This is a genomic window from Pseudomonas sp. HP_12 (genome assembly GCF_055283955.1).
Map to the genome: position 1 here is coordinate 284423 of NZ_JBTOQG010000001.1, position 13207 is coordinate 297629.

At 57.2% G+C, this 13207-nt stretch carries 14 protein-coding genes; 6 read left to right on the forward strand and 8 right to left on the reverse strand.

All coding sequences use genetic code 11. The annotated features are described in order from the left end of the window. The first annotated feature begins 132 nt into the window (after positions 1–132). Positions 133–564 (forward strand): GNAT family N-acetyltransferase, encoded by a 432-nt coding sequence (locus tag ACYASU_RS01220; RefSeq protein ID WP_463581664.1) that lies wholly within the window; start codon positions 133–135, stop codon positions 562–564. Between the two features lie 157 nt (positions 565–721). Next, positions 722–1090 carry a histone-like nucleoid-structuring protein, MvaT/MvaU family gene (locus ACYASU_RS01225; RefSeq protein ID WP_192174709.1) on the forward strand — a complete coding sequence of 123 codons (369 nt, stop codon included), beginning with the start codon at positions 722–724 and terminating at the stop codon, positions 1088–1090. A 126-nt stretch (positions 1091–1216) separates the two neighbouring features. Here the strand turns inward: ACYASU_RS01225 and ACYASU_RS01230 are convergent, their stop codons facing one another. Continuing rightward, positions 1217–1843, reverse strand: coding sequence for a glutathione S-transferase family protein (locus ACYASU_RS01230; RefSeq protein ID WP_463581665.1), 627 nt, complete (start codon positions 1841–1843; stop codon positions 1217–1219). Between the two features lie 269 nt (positions 1844–2112). Between ACYASU_RS01230 and ACYASU_RS01235 the strand changes: the two genes are divergently transcribed. Then, positions 2113–2361: a CsbD family protein gene (locus ACYASU_RS01235; RefSeq protein WP_133775252.1), complete on the forward strand. Its 249-nt coding sequence runs from the start codon at positions 2113–2115 to the stop codon at positions 2359–2361. Between the two features lie 281 nt (positions 2362–2642). On the opposite strand, the gene ACYASU_RS01240 is transcribed toward ACYASU_RS01235, so the two are convergent. After that, positions 2643–3359: an SDR family oxidoreductase gene (locus ACYASU_RS01240; RefSeq protein ID WP_463581666.1), complete on the reverse strand. Its 717-nt coding sequence runs from the start codon at positions 3357–3359 to the stop codon at positions 2643–2645. Between the two features lie 572 nt (positions 3360–3931). Then, positions 3932–4852 carry a LysR family transcriptional regulator gene (locus ACYASU_RS01245; RefSeq protein WP_463581667.1) on the reverse strand — a complete coding sequence of 307 codons (921 nt, stop codon included), beginning with the start codon at positions 4850–4852 and terminating at the stop codon, positions 3932–3934. Between the two features lie 85 nt (positions 4853–4937). On the opposite strand from ACYASU_RS01245, the gene ACYASU_RS01250 reads away from it, so the two are divergent. After that, positions 4938–5723, forward strand: a complete 786-nt coding sequence (locus ACYASU_RS01250; protein ID WP_192174713.1) for an NAD(P)H-dependent oxidoreductase — start codon at positions 4938–4940, stop codon at positions 5721–5723. 59 nt (positions 5724–5782) lie between these two features. On the opposite strand, the gene ACYASU_RS01255 is transcribed toward ACYASU_RS01250, so the two are convergent. Beyond that, positions 5783–6970, reverse strand: coding sequence for an MFS transporter (locus ACYASU_RS01255; protein WP_463581668.1), 1188 nt, complete (start codon positions 6968–6970; stop codon positions 5783–5785). A gap of 73 nt (positions 6971–7043) precedes the next feature. On the opposite strand from ACYASU_RS01255, the gene ACYASU_RS01260 reads away from it, so the two are divergent. Then, positions 7044–7628, forward strand: coding sequence for a CGNR zinc finger domain-containing protein (locus ACYASU_RS01260; protein WP_346630335.1), 585 nt, complete (start codon positions 7044–7046; stop codon positions 7626–7628). 147 nt (positions 7629–7775) lie between these two features. Here the strand turns inward: ACYASU_RS01260 and ACYASU_RS01265 are convergent, their stop codons facing one another. Beyond that, positions 7776–8111: a hypothetical protein gene (locus tag ACYASU_RS01265; protein ID WP_282367849.1), complete on the reverse strand. Its 336-nt coding sequence runs from the start codon at positions 8109–8111 to the stop codon at positions 7776–7778. A gap of 1357 nt (positions 8112–9468) precedes the next feature. Between ACYASU_RS01265 and ACYASU_RS01270 the strand changes: the two genes are divergently transcribed. Further along, a complete protein-coding gene (locus ACYASU_RS01270; RefSeq protein ID WP_463581669.1) occupies positions 9469–10773 on the forward strand; it encodes a tyrosine-type recombinase/integrase in 1305 nt (434 codons plus the stop codon). A gap of 41 nt (positions 10774–10814) precedes the next feature. On the opposite strand, the gene ACYASU_RS01275 is transcribed toward ACYASU_RS01270, so the two are convergent. Genes ACYASU_RS01275 through ACYASU_RS01285 form a run of 3 tightly spaced genes read right to left on the reverse strand, consistent with a single transcriptional unit; the run spans position 10815 to position 13199 of the window. Next, the gene (locus tag ACYASU_RS01275; RefSeq protein ID WP_463581670.1) at positions 10815–11897 is read right to left on the reverse strand and encodes a protein-glutamate methylesterase/protein-glutamine glutaminase; all 1083 of its coding nucleotides are present in this window, start codon (positions 11895–11897) and stop codon (positions 10815–10817) included. Further along, a complete protein-coding gene (gene cheD, locus ACYASU_RS01280; RefSeq protein WP_463581671.1) occupies positions 11860–12393 on the reverse strand; it encodes a chemoreceptor glutamine deamidase CheD in 534 nt (177 codons plus the stop codon). The genes ACYASU_RS01275 and cheD overlap by 38 nt, the downstream gene beginning before the upstream one ends. After that, a complete protein-coding gene (locus ACYASU_RS01285; protein ID WP_463581672.1) occupies positions 12390–13199 on the reverse strand; it encodes a CheR family methyltransferase in 810 nt (269 codons plus the stop codon). The genes cheD and ACYASU_RS01285 overlap by 4 nt, the downstream gene beginning before the upstream one ends. Positions 13200–13207: the final 8 nt, after the last annotated feature.

A 13207-nucleotide genomic window follows, 5' to 3' on the forward strand; every position in this document is an offset into this window, starting at 1 on the left:
GGTAGAGAGCTACAGCAGAGCCTGTGATCATCAACGAACGCCGTCGCTCAAAGTGAGCCCGTGTTCTAAGCAAGTTTTAGCCTCAAAGAGCGGACGGGCGACACACTCCAAGGGCAGGAAATGACACTCATAATGAGACAAGCAGTCGTCACCGATCTCCCGGCCATCTACCGGGGAGAGCAGAGCTATATCCGTTCCTGGGAGCCCGACCACGAGGCTTCCTGGAACTCCCAATTCGAGAAGCACCTGACATGCTGGGTGGAGAATTTCGATCGGCTAAACATAGCTCTTTTGTACGGTCATTTCGCAGGTTACTCACTTTGGACTCGGCAGCCCGAATGCGCTGAGCTTTGCACAATCCATGTAGATTCAAGTTATAGGCGCAGCGGCGTTGGAACAGCGCTGCTGGCAGCGTATGCGCTAGATGCCAAGAGTCAGGACTTTAGTCAGTTGCGCTTGAGTGTGCGAGCAGACAACCCTGCAAGGTTGATGTATGAGCGGTTTGGCTTTGTACACACGGGTACCGGCGCACATGATTATCTTACGTATGAGCGCTGTGCTTGATGCGCCTCGGCGAGAGCAACGCTTCAGCCAGTAAGCTGGAGAAACCGGTTGGGTGCAGCCCGTCAGGATTCGAAGCGGAATAGATATACCTAGGCGAATGACTGATTACCGGCGTTCGGCTAACATCGGTCATATCATAACGACCTTGGAGATTTAAATGTCCCGCCTTGCTGAATTCCGCAAACTTGAACAACAGCTCGCAGCCCAGCTTGCCGAACTTGAAACCCTGAAAAATGACAGCGGTTTGAAGAAAGAAATCGAATTTGAAACCAAACTGCGTGGCCTGCTCGGAGAGTACGGCTTCAGCTTGAGAGAGATAGTCGGCATTCTCGATCCTCAGGGAACCAGCGGTCGGCCGTCTGCTCCAGTGGCTGCCGAGAAAAAGACCCGTAAGGCCCGAGAGATGAAGGTTTATAAAAACCCGCTGACAGGTGAGGTCGTAGAAACCAAGGGCGGCAACCACAAGCTGCTGAAAGCCTGGAAAGGCCAGTTCGGCGACGAGGTTGAGAACTGGTTGGTTAAATGACCCGTTGGAGTTGAAACAGCCGTCGTAAGACGGCTTTTTTATGGCTGCGATTGCGCTCTGACGTGAGCTGTGAAGCGTTTGGAGACGCTTCCTGGGCAGGACCTACCAAGCCGGCGTGTTTAGTACTCAGCTTGCGAACTTGTAATCACCGCCTTTTTTTACCGCACTGATATAGGCCGGCCGCGCCTGGAACCGGTCGATCCACGCGCAGAGGCCAGGGTAGTCGTGCAGCATGCCTTGGGACTTTGCAAACTCGCCAATAAAGCTCATCTGGATATCCGCGCCGCTGATTTCTTCACCCAACAAGTAGGGAGTAAGTTTCAAGGCGGTCTCCAGGTAACCTAGATAGTTGGCCAGTTCAGATTCGATTCGCGGCTGCAGCGGCTTGCCAGCTTCCCCAAGGCGCCCGACATAAAGGCTGAGCATCAACGGCAGCATGGCCGACCCTTCTGCGAAATGTAGCCATTGCACATATTCGTCATAGGTTGCGGTGGCCGGGTCAGGTTGCAAGCGGCCGTCGCCGTGGCGGCGGATCAGATAATCGACGATAGCCCCGGATTCGATCAGCACATGAGGACCATCCTGAATAACCGGTGATTTGCCCAGCGGGTTTATGGCTTTCAGTTCAGGTGGCGCCAGGTTGGTCTTGGCGTCTCTTTGGTAGTGCTTGATTTCGTAGGGCAGGGCGAGCTCTTCGAGTAGCCAGAGGATGCGCTGCGAGCGGGAATTATTGAGATGATGAACGATGATCATGAAGATCCCTATGAGATGGAAAGGTGTGTAGGGACAGACTGTTGTGTCGCACTGTGGTTCTAAAAGGTTGCGAAATCAGTAGTCAGCAGCCTTCTCGAAGGCCGCGTCTCGGTCAGGATGGCGGCGGGTAGGGGTGGTGGGTGTCATGCGGAGGAATCCGGAGGCTCATCCCCGCTGAACTAATCACTGCGCCCGTCCCCTAATTCTGCGCACGTTGCGCCAATCCCAGGCTGATCCTGGGTCACTCACACACGAAGGTTTGGTGAATCATGAAGAGCGAACAGGTAGAAGGCGTTGTAGAGCAGGTTGCCGGCAAAGCACAGAGCGCAGTAGGGAAACTGTTTGGTGATTCGAAGCTGGAGGCGGAAGGTACCGGTCGCCAGGCTTCTGGTCAGTTGACCCAAGCTTATGGCGATGCGATGGACAGCATCTCTGCGTTTGTTAAAGAGAAACCAGTCGCTGCAGTTGCCATTGGTGGAATTGCTTTGCTGATTCTGGACCGTCTCTTTCGCCGCTGAGTGAAGAACGAGGGACGCTCCTACAGGTGTCTTCCCGTTAAGTTTAGATGTGCCTGCCTCCCGAGGACTGCCCCCTAGCAGCTTCGGGGGGAGGAAAGCGTGGACAGGAATCTCCTGAGGCTCCCCGTTTATTTGCTTACGATGCGAGTGCGCCGGAGGCAACGAGCAACTCATTTAATTCATCTTCACATAGCCTCCTGGCCGGTTTGTTTGGCTGGAGGAGGTGCGCTTGGAGCTAAAGGCGATGAGAGGGTGGCTGACTATCTATACTTCTTGAGTCGCTATCTGCCTCCCAGACTTCCGCCACCATCGACGCTGATCACTTGGCCCGTCACAAAGGATGCACTTTCACTAAGCAGGAAGGTGATCAGCGAGGCAACTTCTGATGGCGTTCCCAGCCTTCGCATCGGAATCGTGGATAGTATTTGACGCTCAGCATCACTCCCCACTGGCCTTGTGGCTCGGAAAAGCTCTGTTTCTATAGGGCCAGGCGCGACTGCATTTACTGTGATTCCGATCGGCGCCAATTCAAGCGCCCAAGTACGAGTAATGCCCACCAAAGCGCTTTTGGCGGCAGAGTATGCTGTTCGATCTCGTGCTCCATAAATGGCTCGGCTGCAAACATTCACTATGCGTCCTGCAGAGGACTGCTTGAGGGATGGCAGGCAAGCCTGAGTGACCTGTACCGACGCCCTCACATTCAGGTCAAGGACGCTGTGGAGTGTCTCAAGGTCAAGCTTTTCAAGGCTCTGCGGGGTCGCAATACCTGCATTGTTGACGACGGCGTCAATGGAAGTCCGCTCTAACAGTTTCCGAAGCATCTCACCCGTTTTCTGGGCGTTAGCTAAATCACACAGCACTAGCGTGCCGGGAAAATTGTCAATCGCTCGCCTGGCGATGCCAACCACATCCCATCCTGACTCTGTCAAATGGGAGCTGAGCGCTAAACCTATCCCTTTGGTAGCACCTGTCACCAATGCAGTTCGGGTGTTGTTCATGCTTACCTTCTTTTCATTCGGCACTAAATATCCTGATAGCACAGACCTCTCGCCGAACAAAGTGATGCCATTGTGATCTCATTCGTGGATCTCAACTTCTATGTCTCTCGCTCCCCGGGAAGGGCTTTGTGGCCAAACGGTTCCTCAGTACCTGGATTGTCATGTTTGTGATGTTGTGTCTGACTGGGTGCGCCTGGTTTCAGACAGTTCCTCTAACCGGAGCTTACGGGGAAGGTTTCCATCGTGGCTGCGAAGCTCGGGAGCAGGGGGCGGGCTATGAGGCGCGGGATGCTGACGCCCGGGCTCATCTCCAAGGGCGCTACTGGCAAGGGTGGGGACGCGGTTTCAATTCCTGTCTGTCGCCTTGGGAAAAAGCGCAGCAAGACAAATGGCTGCATGGGGATGACAAAAAATACTGCACCAAGCATCAGAAAAAGCGCGGCCACTGCAAAGAGTGATGAAAGGCGACCGCGCTTCCCCGGTTAGTTGCGATGTCACAGCGCTGACGTGTGTTCAGCGTCGGATCGACTGCGACTGATCGACCGACAGCATTGAGTCGTCGCATTGACTACTCAGACCTGGGGATTGGGCTTTCCAGGCACATTCGAAGCGATGAGTTCGCGTAGCCACATATGGGCGGGGTCTCGGTGCAGTCGCTCCGGCCATAGCATGAGCATTTCAAACCCCGGAATGCTGAGCGGCGGCTCCTGGACAAGGAGGGCCGGCTCATCACGTACCAGCCTTTCAGGCACAACTGCAACAAGATCACTGTGCGCCAATGCGGATAGCAGCGAGTTGAAGTTGGGCACCGACAAGACGACGCGCCGTTCCAGACCTTTGGCAGCAAGTGCCTGGTCAGTGCTGCCTACAAAACCCGCTCCGTTTGGAGACATGACCGCATGCTCAAGCTTGCAGAACGCTTTGAGGCTTAGCCTGGACGCCAACGCCGGGTGATCACGCCGCCCGGCCAGCACGTAGCGCTCGTGAACCAACGAGCGCTGCCGTAACTTCGGCGGCGCTTCATCGCGGATGTGCAAAGCCAGGTCGAGCCGACCGTTCTCCAGATCATGAGCCAGGTCGGTCGGGTATTTGCTGAGCAGCGCCAATCGAGTGTTTGGCGCAAGGCACCGCATCGGCCCGAGTGACGGCCATACCAGAGCGGCAGTGGCGTAATCACTGGCAGCCACCTTCCAGGTTTGAGTCGACAGTAAGGGCTCAAAGGCCACAGTGGGGCTGAGCGCGCCTTCTAGAGCCGCGAGTGCTTCACGCAGCGGGCCACGCAATTCGCGACCCCGCTCTGTGGGCAACATCCCTCGAGGGCCCGGCAGCAACAACGGATCGTTCAGCATCTCTCTGAGACGGCCTAGCTGCAGGCTGACAGTTGGCTGAGCAAGGTTCAGCAACCGCGCCGCTCGGGTAACGTTTTGCTCGGCCAACAGCGCGTCCAGCGTGACCAAAAGATTTAGATCCAGCCGATGCAAGCTATTGCCCATGTAAATACCATGTGTTTCGGGAATTCATTTCCAACATAGTAGACCCGACGCTACGGTGAGGCCATCAACCCACTCGGAGCCCGCAATGAAGCTACTTCTAATCTATGCCCACCCCGAACCTCGCTCTCTCAATGGCGCATTGAGAGATTTTGCGGTTGCCCATCTGACAGCCGCAGGGCATGACGTCCAAGTCTCGGATCTCTACCAGATGCGCTGGAAGGCCGCCCTGGACCCGGACGACGCACCCGGCTACGCCAGCGATAAGCCCTTCAACCCGGCGACAGAGTCCCATCGCGTATTTGTCGCCGGTACCCAGCCGGCGGACATCGAGACCGAGCAGGCCAAGTTGCTGTGGGCCGATGCCGTGATCTTCCAGTTTCCCTTGTGGTGGTTTTCCATGCCCGCGATTCTGAAGGGCTGGATTGATCGCGTGTACGCCCATGGTTTTGCCTACGGCGTCGGCGAACACAGCGAAAGCCACTGGGGGGATCGCTACGGCGAGGGAAGCATGGCGGGCAAGCGTGCGATGCTGGTGGTCACGATGGGAGGTTGGGAATCCCACTACAGTGGCCGGGGCGTCAATGGTGCCTTGAATGACGTGCTGTTCCCTATCCAGCACGGTGTGCTTTTCTACCCGGGATTCACTGTGATGCCGCCGTTCCCGATCTATAAAACCAGCAAAACCGACGCCGATCGGTTCGAACAGATATGCGCAGCCTATGCCACTCGGCTGGATAACCTGTTCCTTGACCAGCCTTTGCGGTTTCGCAGGCAAAACGCTGGCGACTATGAAATTCCGGCACTGACGCTCAAGCCACACCTTGCACCTGATCGGCATGATTTAGGAATCCACCTCCTTGGTGAGGAATAAAGGTAGTCGGACCTGTAGACGCGCGGTGCACGCGAACGACCCGCTCGCCAAGGCGCAGATTAGCTGACAAGCGCCTTGGATTCCGGCCCACGAAGTAACAGCACTGAGCTGACAAATCCCAAAAGCCCTACGCTCCCTAATGCTAACCAGGTCTCGACAGGGGTGCGGTTTAGTATGAGCCAGCTACCCACGTAATAACCGGCGGCGGCGCTGAGCGCCCCCACTGCGCTCATCACTCCGAAGAATGTTCCCTGACTCCCTTCCGTTGCCAATGATGCGGTCATGCTTTCGAGCGTGGGCAACAGGATGGTCTCGACGACTGAATAGGCGACGATAAACAGCAGAAACCATTCGATGCCGCGCAGCATAGCGAGACTGGCGAAGCTAGCTCCCGCCCCCAGATACGCCCAAGTGGTCAGTGATGCAGGATTTACTTTCGTCATCCACCCTTTCGCCAGAATGATAAAGGCGAGGCCGGCCACGCCATTGATGACATAAATGGCGGAAGCGGCATGAGGCCCGGCCAGTTGTCCTGCGTACATTGGAAACGCAACGTAGAGCTGTGGGAACAGGAAAAACCACGGTAATGAAACCACGATCAACCGCCATAGCCCGGCATGTGTGGCGGCCGCCTTCAGGCTTTCAATCATGGACTGCCTTCGGAAGCTCACTGATGATCCGAATTTCGACCGGTGGGCGACGACGCTGAGGGTAATGAACAAAATGGCGCTGACTCCGAAAGCCACACGAATATCAGCCAGGCCCGCAAGACCGCCGACTGTAGGACCCACCACTGCTCCGACGTTCAGCATTTGGTTGTTGGACGCGAAGAGGGCTGAGTGGGATTCTTTGGGTTGCCGGCCGAAGAGGCCATACACGCCACCCTCGTAGCATGCGACACCGGTACCGGCGATCACCGCGAAGACTACCCAGGCGCTCACCCCCTCGAAATAGCTGAAACCCAGAAAGCCCAAGCCTCGCAGCAGGAGGCCCAAGGTGATGACCCTGTGTGAGCCGAACCGATCAGTAATCGCGCCTGCGGCGAGCGGCAACACCTGCGCGGAAAGCAAATTGGCGGACATCACCGACGCGAGTGCGGCAGCACCAAAATGAAGGTTCGCCGACATATACAGGGCCAGCAGTGGGATAGTCATAAAATGGGAGGCATTCATCAGACCCTGCATCCACAGCAATCTGCGGATATCGTGGGGCCAGAACGGTCGTTCGGGCTGCACTTCCTTGATCATGTTGAGGCTCCGTAACCGTCAATGTTATTTTGATGGTTACCTAGATAAATGGCGTTTGCAATAGGAGAGGGCGATGCAACCTCAGCATCAAGCAGCACCGGGGGATCTCGAATACGTTCGACGCTTCATTAACACGTGGTCGATTCCAAACCAGACACGCACGGCAACGGATGACCTGCCGCTGCTTGCAAGGGACGCTGAAAGCTGGCGCGAGGCACTTTCGCTTCATCCTCCGGCCGATAAGAATTCCTTGGAGCAGCTACGGGAGTTGCGCTCGGACTTACGTAAGTCATGCGAGGGACTGGATGAGGCGAATGGTCTGCTGAACGCCTGGTTCTCGCGAGTCTCTCTGTCAGTTCGCGTTAAATCTGTGGAGGAGGGGGCGTCCCAACTCTGTGTGATGCCTGCAGACGGCAGTTACATTGCCTATATTCTTGCGGCGGTAGCCAATGCCATTTCGTCAGGTACATGGTCGCGACTTAAAACGTGTGGCGATTGCCGTTGGGCTTTCTACGACAACACCCGCAACGGTAGCAAACGTTGGTGTGGCATGACCAAAGGCGGGGTGGATGGCAGGGCTTGCGGGACGATTGCCAAAGTTAGCGCCTTCAGGGCAAGAGCAGCCGCCAGAGCGAAGTCGGATCCGGGCGCACACTAAGTGGCGCGCAGAGGTCCGCCGAATGCTTATTGAGGACCACAAACATTCAAACCGTTTTGTTCGCCGCACACTTCTGCGGCACCATACATTCCAACCGCTAAAAACAGAAAAGCCCGGCGAACCGGGCTCTCTTAAACCGAGCGCTACTTATCGAGCGGCTTTCAGTTTGATCACGTCACCGGATACGGTGGTGGTGTAGCCGTTCAGAACCCATGCCCAGAACCACTTTTCCTGCACTTGAGTGTTAATCAGCGCATCGCCACCTTTGGCCTGGATGGCGTAACTCTGCGCGCGGACAAAACGGTCGTTCTGACGAATCGGGATCAGACCGAAAAGCATCAGGCCAGTGGCGCTTGCCTCACTATGGCCAACGACGGTGTACTGGCTGCTGTCGTATTGCTGGGTCTTCATGGCGGTGCCGGTGCAACCCGCGAGAACCAGACCACATGCTGCAGAAACGATGATTTTGCTGAAGGACTTCACTTACAAACTCCATTGAATAAAGCCCGAATCCAATTATCGAGCGGCGCCACTTTACCCGAACGGATAACACTTACGCACACCTTTAACGCTGATTCGACGCCCTCACTGACTGATGACTGCGGCCGTTCCAAGCGCTTGAATATTTGCAGTTTCAGACAAAGCAAAAGTAACGGTAGCGGAAGGATTAGCGTCAGCAGGGCGCGGATGCTCACTGGCATGTCACCGGTTTGCTCGTCAGGGTTGCCATCACCCGCGAGAAAACTCGCCAGCATCTTGAGCCCGGTACTTGAGAAAGACGTTATGGCCTAACCGACATTTTGAGAAAGAACGAGTCGGCATGACAAGGTGGAGGATGCGTGCGCTCAGATCGCCAAGACCTGGAGAGCGTAAGGTTCGGCATCACAGGCGCTGTTGGAGTCCAGCTGTCAAGAAGCGGCTGGGCTGATGTACAACGTAAAGTGTTTCATAATTTAACATAATATACATTATGCGTAACAAGGTATTACGGTGCTGAGGCGGTGTGACGGAGAATCGAATGTGCTGCCTCTCAAATCCAAAACCCTGCGCCTTCAGCATTCCAGCTCAACCCACACCAACGCTCGCTCCAGATTCCGACGCTTACCGATCGACCTTAAGTCCCCAGCCCCATCCATCACGATCTGCGTTCGCTACAGCTGCTTCTTGCAATGCCAGGCCCACGTTTGAATTCGCACCGAACACCCGATGAGCGCCACAGCCACTCAGCAGCCGAATCGCACTTAGTGCTCGCATTAAGTGAATGCCGATGTCTGACGGACGCCAAAGATTCGCACCGCAGTTCACACGGCTTAGGCTCCGACCGATAACGACGCAGTTCAACATCACGTGCCTGATCACCCTGATTTAAACAGCGAACCCTCGATACCCAGTCTTAACAGGCCCAGCCGTCCCCAGCCAAAACCCAGGACAGCCCGCACGGTAAGCCAACGAAACCACTTAACCTAAGGCAGTCTAAAGTCGAACATTTAAGCTCGATTACGGCCGAGTATTCTCTGAAAGCCCCGTAATACAGGCCCTGCAGCCCATATACGCGAGACTGACAACGCCGGTACAGTCAGCAAAACCGCCGCATTCACACGCCCAAACTTGCCAAAACTCGCCAAAACCTCGCAAAACCGCAGCCCGATTCAGAAGCAACCAGCCCAATGGCCTGAGATGCCCAAATCAGCCCACAAAAGCCAGAGAGATCCAGGTACCCCGACTAACACACCCCAACCCAAAAATGCAATATCCGATAACTGTCAGACCCGGATATTGCATATGCACGTCACCTGCAGGATCATGCCGGCACCTCCCGCACTTACAGCCAGCGAATTCCATGCCCGCGCCTTCGTCACCCCATCCGCTGTTTGAAACCTACGCGAAGTTCGGTGAGCTGAACTTCAGTTCCTTAAAGGAAGAGCTTCCGGCGATCCGGGATTATCTGGAGCAATTCCCTGCTGAAACCCAGGCGGTCGAAGGCTACCGCGCCGTGCGCAGCTTTCTCAAGTCCTACGCCGGCAACGAATCCACGTTCAATTCCTACCGGACCCACGTCGAGCGTCTGCTGCTGTGGACGCTGCTCAAATCCAGAACACCCCTCCTCGCCATGCGCCGCACCCAGGCTGAAAACTTTATGGAATTCTGCCTGGCGCCCGATCCGGCATGGGTAGGTCCGGTGGTCAAATCCCGCTTCACCCGCCTCGGTGCGCGCAAAAAAACCGCAACGGACACCTACGTGCTCAACCCTGATTGGCGCCCCTTCAGCCAAACCGTCGCCAAGGAAGAACGCAAGCGCGCGCAGGAAGAAAACCGGCCTGCCCTTCAGGACACGTATCGGCTGGCCCAAGGCTCTATCGCGCAGATCTTCGCGGTGTGTGGCAGCTTTTTCCAGCACGCGATTGATGAGGGTTTCTGCGAGCAAAACCCGTTTCGCGCGGTGAAGCAAAAGAGCAAATACAAAGAGCGCAACACCGAGAACCAGGACACGCGCATCCTGACCTCGCTGCAGTGGGATTTCGTGTTGGAGACCGCCGAGTTGCTGGCGGCCGAGGACGCCAAGTACGAGCGCACGCTGTTTATCGTGGCAACGATTTTCTCCATGTACCTCCGCGTTTCCGATCTGGTGGGCCGCGATAACTGGAAGCCGACCATGGGCGGTCTGCGCAAGGACGGCGCCGGGAACTGGTGGTATCACGTGGTGGGCAAAGGCAATAAAGCCGGCAAGATCAGCGTGCGTGACGACTATGTCGACAACTACCTCAAGCGCTGGCGTCTGCACCAGGGCCTGTCACCCCTGCCCGGCTTCCGCGAAAGCACACCGCTGATTGCCACTCAACGGGGACGCGCCGGGTTATCCGACCGGCATATCCGCGTGCTGCTGCAAGAGGTATTTGATCGCGCGCTGCAGCGCATGCAGGCCGAGCACTGGCCGGATGAAGACGTCGGTCGCCTGCGCGCGGCGTCCTTGCACTGGCTGCGCCACACCTCGGCGACCTTCGATGCACCGCACCGGGACATGAAGGATCTGCAGGTCGATCTGCGCCATAACAGCCTCAGCACGACACAGAACGTCTACTACAACTCCGAGGATGAAAAGCGGGCGTATTCGGTCAAGCGTCTGCCCATGAAAGAGCGATCGTGATCGGTCATTCCCTGGGCAGATGCTGAAGGTCAGCGGTCAGGCTAACTGTTGAGGATTGCCTGATGAATATGCTCCAGCGGCATGATCCGCTGGGCAGCGTTGAGCTTGATGGCCTCCTTGGGCATGCCGAACACCACGCAGCTCGCTTCATCCTGGGCCACGGTGGCGGCGCCGGCGTCGAGCATCTCCTTGAGACCGCGCGCGCCGTCATCGCCCATGCCGGTCATGATGATCCCGGTGGCGTTCTTGCCGGCGAACTTGGCCACCGACCGAAACAGCACATCCACTGAAGGTCGATGCCGATTCACCTGCGGGCCGTCAATCACCTGGGCGTGATAATAAGCGCCACTGCGGTTGACCATCAGGTGCTTGCCACCGGGCGCGATCAAGGCCAAGCCTGGGAGGATTCGATCGTTGTTCCGCGCTTCGCGCACCTCAATCGCACAGATGCTGTTGAGGCGTTCGGCAAACGAGGCGGTGAACTTCTCCGGCATGTGCTGCACGATCACAATGCCCGGACACACCCTCGGCAGCGCCTTGAGCACCGCTTCCAGCGCCTGGGTTCCGCCCGTGGAGGTGCCGATGGCGACGATGCGCTCAGTGGTCTGTGCCATGGCGTGGCCACTGGCGGCAGGCAGGATCGCATCCGCAGTCAACTTACCGGCCGGAACTGGCAACGGCGCCGGGCTGGCGCTGCGCTTTCTCAGGTTCCTGACGTTGGAGTTGGCGGCAGCGCGTATCGCGGCCACCAACTCGGCTGCCGATTCGATCAGGAAATTTTTCAACCCGGTCGTGGGTTTGGTGATGATTTCCACTGCGCCTGCCGACAACGCCTGCAGGGAGGTTTCCGCGCCTTTCTGGGTCAGCGAGGAACAGATGACCACCGGCGTCGGCCGCTCGCTCATGATTTTCTTGAGAAAGGTGATGCCGTCCATCCGTGGCATTTCCACGTCCAGTACGATCACATCGGGCCATTCCCGGGCGAGCTTGTCCATGGCGAAAATCGGGTCGGACGCGGCACCCATGACGTGGATATCCGGCGTGTCGCTGAGAATGGCCATCAGCACCTGACGCACCACGGCCGAGTCATCGACCAGCAGTACGCTGATTTTTTTGGTAGGCATCGTGTTGAAGTGTTCCCATTGGTTGGTGCCGAACCCAGACGTTGCCGTTCCACACGTCGAACATGATCGTGCGGTGACCGGTGCTGCCCATGTCCTGAGCAGTCAGGTGCAGGTGGTAACGCTCGGCCAGGGCCAGCGCCGCGCGAATGTTCATACTGGCGACGTCCTGCGTGCGCGGGTCGCGCGGCTGATCGGGAAACATTCTGCCGCCGCCGAACAGCTTGATCTGGTAGTCCTGGACGTGAGTCCCATTGGCGAGGGCGTGTTGAAGCAGTAACTCCAGCGCCTCGTCGCCATATCGGCCGTCCAGCGGCTGATCGTGGCGCAGGCGTCCTGGCAGCATGAAGTGACACATGCCGCCGATCAGCCGTTGCGGGTGCCAGAACGTGATCGCTACGCAGGAACCGAGCAGTGTGCGCAAGCGCGTCGGGCGAGTCGCGAAACTGACCTGACCCGGGACCAATACCACTTCGGCGGCGCCGACGGGCATTTTCATGGCTTGCGGTAAATCGAGGGCGCCACCAGCTTCAGGGTGTCATTAACACCGTGGAGGCTTTCCGAGTGACTGATGATCAAGTAGCCACCGGGTTTGAGCAGCGGCAGCATGCGTGCGACGACCTGGGCCTTGGTCGGCTGGTCAAAGTAAATCATCACATTGCGCAGGAAGATCACCTCGAATTCACCGAGTGCGGGCAGCGCTTCGTTGAGGTTTACCTGGACAAAGTTGACGCGGCTGCGCAGGGTTTTGTCGATCAGGAAGGTCCCCTCCTGGCGCCCGATGCCCTTCAGGCAATACTTGACCAGCAACGGCTGAGGCAACGTCTCGGCACGCCCCATGGCGTAATGGCCGCTGCGCGCCTTGGCCAGCACTTGGGTGCTGATGTCCGAGCCGACCACTTCCCAGGGCGTGGTACCCAGGCCTTCCGCCAGGGTCATCGCCAGGCTGTAGGGTTCTTCGCCCGAGGAACTGGCCGCGCTCCACACCCGAAACACCTTGCCCGGCGCAGCCTTGGGCAGCACCTGCTGACGCAAAAAGTCGAAGTGCTTGGGCTCGCGAAAAAAATAGGTTTCGTTGGTGGTCAGCAAATCCAGGGCAACTTGCAGCTCGCCCTTGCGCTGGTCATTCATGATCAGCTTGAAATACTCGCCATAACTCTGCAGCTCGTAATGCTTGAGGCGCTTGAACAGGCGCCCGGCCACCAGCGCTTTCTTGGCGGGCGACAGGTTGATGCCGGCCGCGCGGTACAGCCAGCTCTGGAACTGACCGAACTCACGGTCATCGATGGTAGCGGTGTCTGCCATGTTCGGGC

What these genes read in the sequence shown, in the direction of transcription:
- ACYASU_RS01250 (WP_192174713.1), top strand. Translation starts at nt 4,938, where the DNA reads ATGAAGCTACTTCTAATCTATGCCCACCCCGAACCTCGCTCTCTCAAT.
- ACYASU_RS01255 (WP_463581668.1), bottom strand. Translation starts at nt 6,970, where the DNA reads ATGATCAAGGAAGTGCAGCCCGAACGACCGTTCTGGCCCCACGATATC.
- ACYASU_RS01245 (WP_463581667.1), bottom strand. Translation starts at nt 4,852, where the DNA reads ATGGGCAATAGCTTGCATCGGCTGGATCTAAATCTTTTGGTCACGCTG.
- ACYASU_RS01235 (WP_133775252.1), top strand. Translation starts at nt 2,113, where the DNA reads ATGAAGAGCGAACAGGTAGAAGGCGTTGTAGAGCAGGTTGCCGGCAAA.
- cheD (WP_463581671.1), bottom strand. Translation starts at nt 12,393, where the DNA reads ATGAAAATGCCCGTCGGCGCCGCCGAAGTGGTATTGGTCCCGGGTCAG.
- ACYASU_RS01285 (WP_463581672.1), bottom strand. Translation starts at nt 13,199, where the DNA reads ATGGCAGACACCGCTACCATCGATGACCGTGAGTTCGGTCAGTTCCAG.
- ACYASU_RS01220 (WP_463581664.1), top strand. Translation starts at nt 133, where the DNA reads ATGAGACAAGCAGTCGTCACCGATCTCCCGGCCATCTACCGGGGAGAG.
- ACYASU_RS01230 (WP_463581665.1), bottom strand. Translation starts at nt 1,843, where the DNA reads ATGATCATCGTTCATCATCTCAATAATTCCCGCTCGCAGCGCATCCTC.
- ACYASU_RS01260 (WP_346630335.1), top strand. Translation starts at nt 7,044, where the DNA reads ATGCAACCTCAGCATCAAGCAGCACCGGGGGATCTCGAATACGTTCGA.
- ACYASU_RS01225 (WP_192174709.1), top strand. Translation starts at nt 722, where the DNA reads ATGTCCCGCCTTGCTGAATTCCGCAAACTTGAACAACAGCTCGCAGCC.
- ACYASU_RS01270 (WP_463581669.1), top strand. Translation starts at nt 9,469, where the DNA reads ATGCCCGCGCCTTCGTCACCCCATCCGCTGTTTGAAACCTACGCGAAG.
- ACYASU_RS01275 (WP_463581670.1), bottom strand. Translation starts at nt 11,897, where the DNA reads ATGCCTACCAAAAAAATCAGCGTACTGCTGGTCGATGACTCGGCCGTG.
- ACYASU_RS01240 (WP_463581666.1), bottom strand. Translation starts at nt 3,359, where the DNA reads ATGAACAACACCCGAACTGCATTGGTGACAGGTGCTACCAAAGGGATA.